Below are 14,069 nucleotides of genomic sequence, written 5' to 3'. Positions count from 1 at the left end.
TTACTCCTTGCGCAGCCAGCCGCCGAAGGTGCGGCTGAGCAGGCCCTCGCCGCGCGCACCGGTCTTGAGGTTGCCCATGGCCAGCGGCGCGAGCTCCGACAGCTCGGCGCTGTCATGCGCTTCGCGGGCGGAGGCGGCAATCTGGCCGAGGTTCTCGAACAGGTAGCGGCGCGACTGCACGCGGTAGCCCAGCGTCTGCTCGGTCTGCTGCAGCGCCCGCAGCACGAGCAGCGAATCCCCGCCCAGGTCGAAGAAGTTGTCGGTCGGGCGGATGTCGTTGACGTCGATGCCGATCACCGAGGCCCAGATCTGCGCGAGGCGGGCGTGCTCCGGGTTAAGGAGCGTTTCGTCCGCCTTCGGAACGGCGGCGCTGCCATTGGCCGGTGCCGAAGCCTTGGCCGGATCTACCGCGGCGAGCCTGCGCAGGTAGACGGCGCTGGGCGAACCCTCTTCGCTGGACAGTTCGGCCAGCGTGGCTTCGGGATGCGCGGCGGCCCGTTGCAGCAACTCCAGGTAGCGGTCGCGCAGGTGTGCCCCGGTTTCGCGCAGGTAGATGTCCGCGTTGTAGTTCAGCGCGCCCTCCAGCCCGTGCGGCTTGTCCATCAGCCACATGCCGATGTCGTCGGTGGCGCCGTGCTGCATCAGGTGCAGCTGGCGGGTTTGCAGGCTGCCCAGGCGCCGTGCGCGGTCGCGTGCGTCCTGGAACGAGAACATCGTCTGGTAAGGGCCGACCGCGCGGATGCGGGCGCCCAGGGCGGGCTCCGCCATGAGCCGCTCGAACGGCACCTGCTGGTAGTTCATGATCGACAGCAGCTCGCGCTTCACGTAGCGCATGAATTCGGCGAGCGGCTGGTCCAGGCCGACCTGCAGAGAGACCGGCAGCACGTTGTTGAAGAAGCCCATCACGTCTTCGGTCTCGGGCTGCTGGCGGCCGCGCACCGGGTTGGCGATGACGATCGACTCCGAGCCGATGACCCGACTCATGGTGAGCGCATAGATGCCGAAGGTCAGCATGCTCAGCGTCACGTCCATGTCGCGGGCAACCTTGCGCAACTGCTGCGTGGTCGAAAGGTCGACACGGATCCACTGCGCGCCGCCCTGGCCGCTCTTGCCCGAGCGCCGCGGCATGTCGGTGTTGGGCAGGCGCGGCATCGGCGCGTCGGCGAAGCGCTTGAGCCAGAAGTCGAGCTGCTCCTGGAAGCCGGGCTCGTTCATCCAGTTGGCCTGCCATTCGGCATAGTCGCCGTGCGTGGTGGCAAGTGCGGGCAGGCCGTGCGGGCGCCCGCGTTCCGCCGCGTCGTAGATGGCGGAGAGCTCGCGCTGGAGCAGGTCGAACGACCAGCCGTCCCAGATCAGGTGGTGCGGCACGAACACGAACACATGCTCATGCGCATCGAGTTGGAACACCGCCGCATGCATCATGGGCGCGCGGTGAATGTCGATCGGCCGGTCGGCAAGCTCCTGCATGCGATCGGCCAGCTCGGCTTCGCGCTGGTCGGCCGGCAGGTTGCGCAGGTCGATGAAAGGCAGCTCGAAGTCCACTGCCTCCGACATCGCCTGCACCGGCTGCCCGGTGTGCGGATCGGTCGCCATGCGGGTGCGCAGGGCCGGCTGGCGGCGAATGATTTCCCTGAACGCGGCCTCGAAACGCTGCGCATCGAAATTGCCGGTCAGGCGCTGGGCGGCGGGCGCGTTGTAGACCGAGCGGCCGGGATGCAGGTCCTCCATGAACCGGATGCGTTCCTGCGACGGGGTGAGCGGCGCCGTCTTGCGGTTGATGCGGCAGGGCAGCGGCGCCTGTGCGAGAGAGCCCGCGCTTTGCAGGCCCTCGACCACCGCGGCCAGCTTTTCGGCCGTGGGCGCCTCGAACAGCGAGCGCAGCGGCAGCGTGATCTTGAACTCGCGGCTCAGCAGTGTTGTGAGGCGCGAAGCCAGCAGCGAATGGCCGCCCATGGCGAAGAAGTCGTCCCGCATGTCCAGGCCGGGCAGGCTCAGCACCTTTTCCATGGTCGCGAGCACCTTGCGTTCGCAATCGGTGCGCGGGCCCGCGCCGCGACGTGCCTCGTCGCGCGAGACGGCCTGCGGCGGCGGCAGCGAAACGCGGTCGACCTTGCCGTTGGGCAGCGTGGGCAGCGTCTTCAGCGCCACCACGTGCTGCGGCAGCATGAAGGCGGGCAGGTGTTCGCGCAGGTGCGCCATCAGCGCGTCCTGATCGAATTCGACGCCGGGCGTGAGCGCAAGATAGGCCACCAGGCGCACGTCGCCCGGGCTGTCTTCGCGCGCCACGACCACGCAGCGCGAAACGCCGGCCACCTCGCGGCAGCGCGCCTCGATCTCGCCGGGCTCGATGCGGTAGCCCCGCACCTTGAGCTGGAAGTCGAGCCGGCCCAGGTGCTGGATCAGCCCGTCGTTGCGCCAGCGGCCCCGGTCGCCGGTGCGGTACAGCCGCTTGGCGGTGCCGAAGATGCGGGCGGTGACGAAGCGCTCGGCGGTGAGCTCGGGCCGGTCGATGTAGCCTTGCGAGAGGCCGTCGCCGGCAATGCAGATTTCGCCGGGCACGCCGATGGGGCAGGGCTGCAGGTCGGCGTCGAGAATCCAGATCTCGGTGTTGTCCACCGGGTGGCCGATGGACACGCCGCGCGATGCAACGGCCTTCGGGTCGACCAGCCAGGCCGTCGAGTACACCGTGGTTTCGGTCGGTCCATAGCCGTTCCAGAGCTCCGAAAGACGCTCGCACAGCGCAAGCGCAAAGCTCGGGCGCAGCGGCTCGCCGCCGATCCAGCCGCGAAAGCCCGGCGCGCCCGGCCATTGGGCGTCGAGCAGCAGCTGCCACATGCCGGGCGTGGCCTGCAGGAAATTGATCCGCTCTTCCTGGAGCAGCGTGCTCAGGCGCACGCCGTCCATGGCCAGTTCGCGCTGCACCATCACGATCTCGGCGCCCACGGCCAGCGGCAGCAGCAGGTCCGGCACCGCCATGTCGAACGACAGCGTGGTCACCGCGGCAATGCGGTCGCTGGCGTTCATGCCGGACTTTCTCAGCATCCACTGCAGCAGGTTGGCCACCGATGCGTGCCGCGCGGACACACCCTTGGGAAGGCCGGTGGAGCCGGAGGTGTAGATCACATAGGCAGGGTCGTCCGGGCCGGCGTCGTCTTCGCTCGCGGGCAGGGGATCGCCCGAGGCCTGTTGCCAGGCGCTGTCGCGGTCGATCTCGAACACCTGCTCGGCCGCGCCGTCGCGCCAGTTGCGCGGCGCCGCGGCAATGTCCGACGAGGTCAGCAGCAGGCTGAGGCTTGCATCCTTGGCGTAGTGGTCGAGCCGGGCCTGCGGAAACGCGGGGTCGAGCGGCACGTAGGCGGCGCCCGCCTTCAGAACGGCGACCATTGCAAGGACCATCTCGAGGCTGCGCTCCAGGCACAGGCCCACATGCTGGCCGCGCCGCACGCCGCGCTCGCGCAATGCACGCGCAAGCCGGTTGGACTGCGCATCGAGCTCGGCATAGGTGAAGACTCGCGCGCCGTCGCGCACCGCGGGGCGGTCAGGCTGCAGCGGCACGCGCGCCAGGAAGCGTGAGAGCGCATGCGGCGCGCCTTCCAGCGCGGTGGGCGGCGGCTGCAGCGCGATGAGCTCTTGCGCGCCCTCCGGCGAGAGCACCTCGAGCCGGCCGACGGCTTCGCCCGGGTTGCGTGCAGCCGAGCGGAGCACGCATTCGAACATGTCGAGCCAGCGCTGAACGGTGGCTTCGTCGAACAGGTCGGTGTTGTATTGCGCCTCGATCTGCAGGCCGCCGTCGAGCGGGCGCAGGTTCAGGAAGAGTTCGAAATTCTCGTACTGGCGGGGAATGGTGTCCTGCGTGACGTCCAGGCCTGTGAAGGCCTGCGTGCTGCTGGCGACGTCGGGGTCGACGTTGAACACCACGCTCACCAGCGGCAGGCGGCTCGGGTCGCGCTGCAGCGCAAGCTTGCCCAGCAGCGCGCCGTAGGTGAGCGCCTGGTGATCGAAAGCATCGAGCACGGCGGTGCTGCATTCGCCCAGCAGCGCGTCGAAGCGCATCTGCCCGTGCGCGGCAAGGCGCAGCGGCAACAGGTTGACGCAGTGGCCCACCAGGTCGGGCATGTCGCGCGCGATCTGGCCCGACGCCGGAATGCCGACCACGATGTCGTCCTGCCCGGTGAGGCGGTGCAGCGTGGCGACGAAGCCTGTGAGCAGGCCCGCGAACAGGCTGGCGCCGGTCTTCGCGCTCATCGAGCGCAGCGCGGTCACCAGGCGGCGGTCGAGCAGCCGCTCGGCGCGGCGCGAGCTGAAGGTGCGCGTGGCGGGGCGCAGGTGGTCGAGCGGGAGCTCGATCACGGGCAGGGTACCGCCGGGAAAGCGCTCCAGCCAGTAGTCCACATGCACCTGCATGTCGGGATGCGCGGCTTCGGCGGCTTCTTCCGACGCAAAGCTCGCATAGGTTGGCGCGGGCTTGAGCCGCAGGCCGTTGCCTGTTTGCTCGGCATACAGATGGCCGAGCTGCTCGGTAATGACCACCCAGGACCAGCCGTCGCAGACCACGTGGTGCGCCGACATGACAAGTTCATGCTCGGCATCGCCAAGCCGGTAAAGCACGGCCCGGAACAGCGGGCCTTGCTCCAAGGAGAAAGGCGTGCACACCGCGGTGTCGTGCGCGTCCTTCAGCGCCTGTGCCCGGGCCTCGGGCGAAAGGCCGCTCAGGTCCCTTTGCTCCATCGGGTCTTCGGGCGGACGGCCGACCAGCATGCAGGTGCCGTCAGGCGAAACCGTGGCGCGCAGCGACTGGTGGCGCTCGACGAGCCGGGCCACGGCACGCGCCATGGCATCGCGGTCGAGCGAGCCGCGCAGGCGCAGCAGCACCGATTCGTTGTACGAGAGCGAAGCTTCGGTGCTCATCGTTGCGCCGAGCCAGACTTCGCGCTGCGATTCAGTCGTCGGAATGACGCATTCGATAAGGCCCGCGGCGACGGGGGGGCGAAGAACGGCGTTCATGCTGTGGCCTTTCCATTGATCAGATGGCTGGGGGAAGAGGTGGTGTCGGGCACGTACCAGAAGGGCTGGCCGTCGATGTCCCGGGCGAGGACCGAGCCGTCCTCTTCCTCGGCCTTGCGGTAGTCGAAGCCGGTGACGACCGTTGCGCGGCGCGGCAGGAATCCGGATTCCTGCATCTCGGCCACGGACTCCTTGAATGCGCGCTGGATGGTCGCGATGTCCTCGGCGCTGTGCGCGCTCGTGAGGAAGCACGGGAAGTTGTCCAGGATGTGCACGCCGCGGCTGCGCATCATTGCGAACAGCAGGTCTTGCAGCGGATGGTCTTCGAGCCAGCTCACGCGCCAGAGCGAAGCGAAGTGCCTGATGGCGATGGGCGCCCCCACCTCGGCGCACCAGGCGGTGAGCTCCTCGGCCATGGTGCAGGTGCTGGTGCTGAGCCCGATCTGCAGCACGGGGCCCGCCTCTTTCAGGTAGGTAAGCGATGCCTTGGCCGCGGCCAGCGCGAGCGGGTGCCGCACGAAGGTGCCGGCAAAGTACGTCACGCCCACGCCGGGAATGGAGTCGTCGCCGTACTGCCAGGCGCCGCCGTCGAGCGCGTCCATGAACTCGCGCTTGCCGGCAATCACGCCGACCGGGAAGCCGCCGCCGATCACCTTGCCGTAGGTGGCAAGGTCAGCGCGTATGCCGAACAGTTCTTGCGCGCCGCCCAGCCCGACGCGAAAGCCGGTGATGACCTCGTCGAAGATCAGGCAGCTACCGCTTTGCGCGGTAATGGCGCGCACTTCTTCCAGGAACTCGCGCGGCTGGAAGTCGGGGCGGCGGCTTTGCACCGGCTCGGCCAGCACGGCGGCAAGGTCGTCGGCGTTCTCGCGAATGAAAGCCAGCGCCTCGGGCGTGCCGTAGTCCAGCACGCGGATGTCGCCGAACATGCCGCTCATCACGCCGGGCGCGGCCGAGAGGCCCTTGCCGCCCTTGCCGGCGCGAACCAGCACTTCGTCGAATGTGCCGTGGTAGGAGCCGGTAAAGACCACCACGGTGCTGCGCCCCGTGACCGTGCGCGCAATGCGCAGCGCCGCCATGACCGCCTCGGAGCCGGTGTTGCAAAGCGCCGCGCGGTCGCTGCCCGTGAGCTCGCAGATGAGCGCGGTGACCTCGGCGGCCAGCGGATGCTGCGGGCCGATCTCATAGCCCTCGTCGAGCTGCCGGCGCACGGCTTCCTGTACGAAGTCGGGCTGCCAGCCGAACATGTTCATGCCGAAGCCGTTGAGCGCATCGACGTATTCGTTGCCGTCCAGGTCCCAGAGCTTCGACCCCTTGGAGCGCTCGATGACGATCTGGTAGGTGATCTCCTTGGTGATCGGCCGGAAGCCGTTGACCACGCGCGGGTCGGCCATGTGGGGACGGTTGGCTTCGGTGAACTGCTTGCTCTTTTGCGTGCGCTCCACGTAGCGGCGCATGAAGGCCGCGAGCCGCGCTTTCTGCCGGCCGCTCGGCTCGGCGGTGCGCTGCGTGTGGATGCGCGCGATGGCGCCGAACGCCTTCGTCACGTCGTAGCGCACCGGCTCCTTGGCTGCGGCGGGTTCGTCGGCATTGGGCAGTGCGGGCAGTGCGGGCGAGGTGGGTACCGGCTGCGCCATGGCCGCCTGCACAGCGGGCTGGGTTGCCTGTTGCACCGCCTGCGCAGCCACGTCATGCGACAGCTCCGCCCCGGCGCCAGACAGCAGCGCGAGCTGCTGACGCATCAATTCCATTTGCTGCGTAACCAGTTGTACAAGTGGTGTGGCGCCGATTCCGCTGGCTTGCAGCGGCGTGAAAACGGGCGACGGATGCACGGCGGCTGGCACGGTGATCGCCGTTGCCGCAGGCGCGAAAACGGCTGCGGACACCGGAGTGACTACCGGAGCGATTACCGGCGCAGTGGCGACTGCAGCTACGGGTTCGGGCGGCAGGCTTTCCCGCAGGAATGCGCCGAGCGCGTCGAGGCTGCGGTAGTTCTCCATGAGCTGGCGAAAGCTCAGGTTCACCTTGAAGCGCTTCTTGATCTGCGTGGCGACCTGCGTCAGCGTGAGCGAGTCCAGCCCGAGTTCGCTGAAGGCGGCGTTCCCCTCCGCCTGGGCCATGTCGATGCCGGAGATGTCCTCGAACAAGGACCGCAACCGCGCGTCGAGCGAGGCGTCCGACGAAGCGGATGTGGAAGAAACAGGTAGCGGGGGCGCTGCAGCAACTGTCACGGTCGTCTCCAAAATGGGGGGTGGTACGAAAAGGGCGAGCACGGGCGGCGCGGCTTCCGGCGGAATGGCCGGCTTTGCTGCGGGGGCCGCGATGTCGACCCAGAAACGCTTGCGCTCGAACGGATAGGTGGGCAGGCGAACCCGCTGCGCGCCAGTGCGCACCGCGAGCCGCGACAACTCGACATCGGCGCCGCATGTCCAGAGGCGCGCCAGCGCCAGGCGCAGGGTGCGGGCCTCGTCGGCCGGCTCGCCATGCAGCAGCGGCGTCACCTCGCCGGCGCCGTGCTGGCGCACCAGCGTGGTCAGTGCATTGCGGGGGCCGACCTCGATGAAGAGCGGCCGCGCCGTGTGCGCCATGGCGCTGCGCACGGCCGGCGAAAAGTGCACGGTGCCGCGCAGGTGGCGGGCCCAGTAGGCCGGGCTGGTGGCCTCGGCGTCTTCGAGCAGGCGGCCGGTGAGCGTCGAATAGATCGGAATCGTCGGCGGGTGCAGCGCGACTTCACTGACCAGCGCTTCGAAGGGCGCTACTGCGCCGTCCATCATTGCGCTGTGGAATGCGTGCGATGTTTGCAGCGGGCGGCTCGGAATGTCTTCTTCCTGCAGCGAGACTTGCAAAGCCGCAATCGCCTCGAAGGGGCCGGCGGCCACGCAAGCTGTCGGGCCGTTGTCTGCGGCAAGAGATAGCGAATCGCCGAGCCTGGCCGTGAGCTGTTCGGCACCCAGGCGCACCGACAGCATTGCCCCCGCGGGCTGGGCCTGCATGAGCGCGCCGCGGCGAGCGACGAGCCGGGCGGCGTCTTCGAGCCGCATCACGCCCGCCAGCACCGCGGCCACGAACTCGCCCACGCTGTGGCCGATCAGCGCATGCGGCCGCGCACCCAGCGAGAGCAGCCTGCGTGCCAGCGCGTATTCCAGCGTAAACATGGCGGGCTGCGTCACGGCGGTGGGGGCCAGCGCATCGGCTTCGCCTTCGAACATGCGTTCGCGCAGGTCGAAGTCGAGCGCGCTGCCGAAGGCTTTCACGCAAGCATCGAACGCGGCGGCAAAGACCGGGTCGTTCGCGTACAGGTTCTTGCCCATGCCGGCGTACTGCGCGCCCTGGCCGGGGAACATCAGCACCAGCTGCGGCGCGCGCGAATCGATGTGGCCGCTGACGCGCCATGTGCTGTCGCTGCCGCGCAGCGCGGCAACGGCTTCGGCCGCGTCGCTGGCCACCACCGCGCGCCGGAACGCGTGTGCCTTGCGGCCGACGCCCAGCGTGTAGGCGACATCGGCCAGCGGCAGCCCGGGGGTTGCATCGAGGTGCGCGGCCAGCTGCTCCGCGGCCACGGCAAGCGCCGCCTCCGAGCGGGCCGAAAGCGGCAGCACCTGCGGGCCGACTGCGATTGGCGAAGCGGGACGCGGCGGCGCCTCTTCGACGATGACGTGAGCGTTGGTGCCGCCCACGCCGAAGGAGCTGACGCCTGCGCGGCGCGGCTCTGCGGCGCGCGGCCACGGCTGGAGGCTTGGCGTGACGTAGAAGGGCGTGCGCGAAAAGTCGATGGACGGGTTCGGCGCGGTGAAGTGCGCCGTCGGCGGAATCGCTTCGTGGTGAAGCGACAGCGCCGCCTTGATGATTCCTGCGGCTCCGGCGGCCGTGACCATGTGCCCCACGTTGCTCTTGAGCGAGCCGAGCGCGCAGAAGCCCAGTGCATCGGTGTGCTCGCCATAGGCACAGGTCAGCGCCTCGACTTCGATGGGGTCGCCCATTGGCGTGGCCGTGCCGTGCGCTTCTACATACGAGATGCTGCGCGCCTCCACATTGGCCGCAGCCAGTGCGGCGCGAATCACCGCGGCCTGGCCGTCGACGCTCGGCGCGGTAAAGCTCGCCTTGGCGCCGCCGTCATTGTTGACAGCGGCACTGCGCAGCACCGCGTAGATGGTGTCGCCGTCGGCCTGCGCGTCCGCCAGGCGCTTCAGCAGCACCACCGCGGCGCCGTCGCTGAACACGGTGCCCTGGGCCTGCGCATCGAAGCTGCGCGTGCGGCCGTCGGGCGAGAGCATCGAGCCCTCCTGGTAGAGGTAGCCGCTGCGCGTGGGGCAGGTAACGGACGCGCCGCCCGCCAGCGCCATGTAGCACTGGCCCGTGCGCAGCGCATGAAAGGCATGCGCCACGGCCACCAGCGATGTCGAGCAGGCGGTGTGCACGCTCACCGCGGGGCCGGTGAGGTTGAGCCGGTTGGCCACCCGCGTGGTGATGTAGTCCTTCTCGTTGGCCAGCATCACCTGGAACTCGCCCACGGCTTCGATGAGGTCGGGCCGCGTGCTCACGTGGCGCTGGAAGTAGCTGGCGTTGTACATGCCGGCATACACGCCCACGGGGCCGGGGGCCGCGTCGGGCACATAGCCGGCGCGTTCCAGGCACTCCCAGCAGATCTCGAGGAACACGCGCTGCTGCGGGTCCATCAGCGCCGCTTCCTTCGGGCCGATGCCGAAGAAGGCGGCGTCGAAGTTCTCGATGCCTTCGATCACGCCGCGGGCACGCACATAGGCCGGGTCGGTGCGCAGGGCCTCGGACACGCCGGCATCGAGCGTCTCGTCGTCGAAGAAGCTGATGGTGTCGCGGCCGGCAACCAGGTTGTCCCAGAACTGCTCGACATCCGCGGCGCCCGGAAAGCGGCCTGCGGTGGCGATCAGCGCCACGGCGTCTTGCAAGTCGGACGTGTTCGCCGCCTGGGATGTGCGTGGCCGATTGATGGCTGCGGGTGCCGCATCACCGGCGGACGCCAACTGAGCCGCCATTGCGGCCGGCGTCGGATAGCGGAAGAAGAGATTGGTCGAAAGCGGCTTTGCGCTGTCCCGCTGCAGATCGGCCAGCACCTGCAGCACGCGCATCGAATCGCCGCCCAGGTCGAAGAAGTTGTCGTTGCGGCCCACCTTGGCAATGCGCAGCGCGCGCGCAAAGGCTTCGCACACGCGTTGCTCGGTGGCGTTGCGCGCTTCTTCGAACGGCTGTGCAAGGTCGGGCCGGTCGCCGGCTGGTTCGGGCAGCGCCTTGCGGTCGAGCTTGCCGTTGGCGGTGACCGGCAGCTGCTCGAGCCACACTTGTGCGGAGGGCACCAAGGCCGCGGGCAGGCGGGCCGCCAGGTGCGCGCGCAGCGCCTCCCACGAGAGCTTTTCTTGCGAGCGCGCAACAAGGTAGGCGACGAGGCTCAACTGCCCGTCGGCATCGGGCCGCGCGACAACGGCGCAGTTCTTTACGGCCGGGTGGGCGAGGATGGCTGCCTCCACCTCGCCGGTTTCGATACGGTGGCCGTGGATCTTGACCTGCCCATCGCGCCGGCCGATGAACTCGATGGTGCCGTCGGGCAGCCAGCGCGCAAGGTCGCCCGTGTGGTACAGGCGCTCGCCCGGCGCGCCGAACGGGTCGGGCACGAAGCGTTCTTCCGTCAGCGCGGGTTGCCGCAGGTAGCCGCGCGCCAGTCCGTGTCCGCCGATGCAGAGCTCGCCCACCAGGCCCGTGGGAAGCAGGGCCATCGTGGGGCTCAGCACGCGCAGCACCGTGTCCTTGATGGGCCGCCCGAGCGGCACCGAGCGCAGGTCGGCGGGCAGCGGGGCGGGAATGCGGTAGGTGGCCGCGAAGGTCGTGCACTCGGTCGGCCCGTAGCCGTTGCTCAGCGCGAGCTGCGGAAGCGCGGCCAGTGCGCGCCGCACATGCGGCACCGAAAGAGCTTCGCCGCCGGTAAGCAGGTGCCGCAGGCCCGAGAGATGCGCCGGGTTGTCGTCGATCACCGCATTGAACAGCGCCGCCGTGAGCCAGGCGGTGTGCACGTTGTGGCGTGCAATGGTGCGGGCAAGGCCGGCACCCGTGGGCACGCGCTCGTCGTGAATGACGCAGCAGCCGCCGTTGAGCAGCGGCCCCCAGACTTCGAGCGTCGAGGCATCGAAGCCGAGCGGCGCGGCATGCAACATGGCGCGGCCGGGGGCCAGGTCGACGTAGCCGGCATCGACTACCAGGCGAAGAATCGCGCGATGACAGATCTCGATGCCCTTGGGCGCGCCGGTAGAGCCCGAGGTGTACATCACGTACGCCACCGATTCGCCGTCGATGGCCGGGGCCTTCCACGAAGCAGGCGCAGCATTGCCTTCGGCGCCGTCGGGCACTTCTGCGGACTCGTCGAGCACCAGCACGGCCATCGACTCAGACACGAGATGGCGGTGCGCAGGTGCGGCGATGGTCAGCTGCGCATTCGCTTCGGCCAGCATGTAGGCAATCCGCTCGGCCGGAAAGTCCGTCGGCACCGGCACGTAGGCCGCGCCCGCCTTGAGAACGCCCAACTGGGCCACCACGGCCGCCATTGAACGGTCGAGCAACAGCCCGACGGCGTCACCCGTCTGCACACCCATTTGCTGCAGGCGTTGGGCGAGCTGGCCGGAGCGGCACTCGAGCTCGCTGTAGCTCATCTGCGCATCGCCTTCGGCAAGGGCCGGCGCATCGGGCGTGGCGGCGGCCTGGCGGCTGAACATTTGCGCAGCGTTGAGTTGGCGATCCAGCGGAGCGAGCGGCGTGTTCCAGGCGACGAGCTGTTGCTCGCGGTCAGCCGGGGGCAGGGTGCGGATGTCGCCAAGCGGTGCGTCGGGTCGGCTGAGCAGGTCAGCGGCCGTGTCGGCGATGGACGCCAGCAATTGCTCGATGGATGCGGCATCCAGAAGGCCTGCCGCCGCGTCGGCGTGGAGGCACGGCGTGTCGGATGCGGCGTTCAGCCAGAGGTGAAGGGGTGCCTGGAGTGAGGGGGCGACGGCTTCGCCGCGCAGCCAGAGACAACTTGGCGAGGACTCGGGCGTGTCTGCTTCGAGTGCTTCAGCGGCCTGGCGCCGCTTCTGGTCGAGCATGGCCAGCCATGCACTTGCCGGCTGTGCGGGATCGAACGTCTCGGCAAGCGTGGTGTGCCTTGCGGCTGCTTGCGAGGGGTGTGCCGACGCTTCGTGCAGAACCACTTGCTGGGCGCCGAGCCAGCGCGCCTGCAACAGGAGCCAGGCTGCTGCAAATGGGGTGTCCGGCAATTGACCGGCGGCTGCTGCCCATTGGCTCCAATGCCGTAGATTTTTCGGTGCGACTGCCATTGAGCTGCCAATTCGCTCTGCCGTTGCCGAACCGGGCAGCGAAATGAACAGGTCGCCAAGCGAAAGCTGGGGGGCTTCGAATTGCACCGAAAAAACCGAATGAAGTTTCATGAAAAAGCTCGAATGAGTAAAATCTGCTAATACATTGAATACGGAAAAATTGCATTAAGTAAAAATAAAAGGAGGTAGTACGTTTGGTCATATTTCGGAGGCAATCCTAGGGTGTTTGACGCAGACGGTGGGGGCAAATGTTGGTCAAGTTACACTCCGGAATCATTTGTTACATAGACGTACTACCTGATATCGCCCAAACAGGGTAGCTAATCACTCGATTCAAGTAGGTAACTCGCTATCGAGGGTGCGCTCGGGTTCCCGGTCTGCGTGAAAACAGCGGCCGTGAGTTGTTCACGGAGGAACCAATGTAAAAATTCCCTGGCTCTGGCGCATGAGCGATGTGCCCCCTTTCGGGGGAGACAATCGCCCCGTTTCCCTCGGACAGACCCATGACAAAGCGCCTGCATGGCATGCCGGGCTGCGGCCAAAAGAAGGAGCGGGGATCCCGGCGTTGCACCGGGGCCTGGTGATTACAGTTCGGCCTTGATCGGAGGGGCGCTGCCCCAGCATCGACGCCCGCAAGTGGTGCGAACGCGACGCCAAAATATTGAGAACTAAGGATGTATGGATAAACAGGGTAAACGGCCCCTGTTATTAATCATTCGAGCTTGTAACCAAGTTAAAAATTCCCGTTCTGGAATCCGAAGTCATGTAATTCTTGCGCAATAACTTGTCTCAAGATTCGTAACTCTTGAAGGATTCAAAATGTTCCGGGACATCTTATTGCCGAATGTAAATTTGAAGCAATCCGGGGTCTACTATGAGTCCGGACTCAAGCGAAAAACAGAAGCCATTACCGCCAATGCCACTTATTTTGGCAATCCGCAGTGGGCTCAGGAATACCTCGACTTTTGCCATCGAGACGCACATTTCAGGAGCCGATGGCTCGCGGCAGCGGGGGACTGGACGGACAAGATCGTCATCGACCTGGGCTGCGGACCCGGGAACATCTTTGCCACCGTAGGCGGAAAGCCGCGGCTTCTGGTGGGCGTGGATGTCGCCCCCGGCTCTCTGGAGCTGGCCGCAAAGCTGGGCTATACGGCGGTGCTGGCCGATGCGGCCTACACGCCTTTTCGCTCGCATGTGGCAGACATCGTCGCCATCAATGCGTCGCTGCACCATTGCGACGACATGGCCGCGGTGCTGCGCGAAGGCGCCCGGCTCGTAAAGCCGCACGGCCTCTTGGTAACCGACCACGATCCGCAGCTCACCGCATGGGACTACAAGGGCATCGCCAAGCTCATGTGGGATGCGCGGCTGTGGGTCTACCGGGCCATCCGGCATGGCTTTCACAAGACCGGCAGCCAGCAGTCTTGGGGCCTCAGGACCGAAGTCCATCACCAGCCGGGCGACGGCGTCACGAAGGAGTTCTTCAAGTCGACGCTGGAGCCGCTCGGCTTTGACGTGCACGTTTATCCGCACAACCATCAGATCGGCGCCGAAGCGCTGAGCGGCGTCGTGGGGCCGGCGCAATGGAAATACCGGCTGGGCAATGTGCTGTCCGGCCGCCGGCCTTCGGCACCTACCAGTGCGTTGTCATTGATGTGCGTGGCCAAGCGCCGCGGCGACGCGCCAAACCTGGCGGCTGAATAAAGCCGCTCCACAAGAACAAAGAGG

Annotated in this window: 3 protein-coding genes; 1 reads left to right on the top strand and 2 read right to left on the bottom strand. The window is 67.4% G+C overall.

From position 1 onward, the window contains the following. A complete protein-coding gene (locus V9L21_RS18320) occupies positions 1-5,004 on the bottom strand; it encodes an amino acid adenylation domain-containing protein (protein WP_337314280.1) in 5,004 nt (1,667 codons plus the stop codon). Continuing rightward, positions 5,001-12,338 carry an amino acid adenylation domain-containing protein gene (locus V9L21_RS18315; RefSeq protein ID WP_443305148.1) on the bottom strand — a complete coding sequence of 2,446 codons (7,338 nt, stop codon included), beginning with the start codon at positions 12,336-12,338 and terminating at the stop codon, positions 5,001-5,003. Before V9L21_RS18315 ends, V9L21_RS18320 begins: the two co-directional genes overlap by 4 nt. Positions 12,339-13,157: 819 nt before the next feature. On the opposite strand from V9L21_RS18315, the gene V9L21_RS18310 reads away from it, so the two are divergent. Continuing rightward, on the top strand, positions 13,158-14,045 hold the full coding sequence (locus V9L21_RS18310) for a class I SAM-dependent methyltransferase (RefSeq protein WP_337314276.1): 888 nt from the start codon (positions 13,158-13,160) through the stop codon (positions 14,043-14,045). Positions 14,046-14,069 lie beyond the last annotated feature (24 nt).

It is taken from the genome of Variovorax sp. CCNWLW235, from assembly GCF_037204085.1.
Classification (GTDB): Bacteria; Pseudomonadota; Gammaproteobacteria; order Burkholderiales; family Burkholderiaceae_C; genus Variovorax.
Note: the sequence above shows the minus strand (reverse complement) of the source record. Positions and strands in the feature narration are given on the sequence as shown.

What these genes read in the sequence shown, in the direction of transcription:
- V9L21_RS18320 (WP_337314280.1), bottom strand. Translation starts at nt 5,004, where the DNA reads ATGAACGCCGTTCTTCGCCCCCCCGTCGCCGCGGGCCTTATCGAATGC.
- V9L21_RS18315 (WP_443305148.1), bottom strand. Translation starts at nt 12,338, where the DNA reads ATGGCAGTCGCACCGAAAAATCTACGGCATTGGAGCCAATGGGCAGCA.
- V9L21_RS18310 (WP_337314276.1), top strand. Translation starts at nt 13,158, where the DNA reads ATGTTCCGGGACATCTTATTGCCGAATGTAAATTTGAAGCAATCCGGG.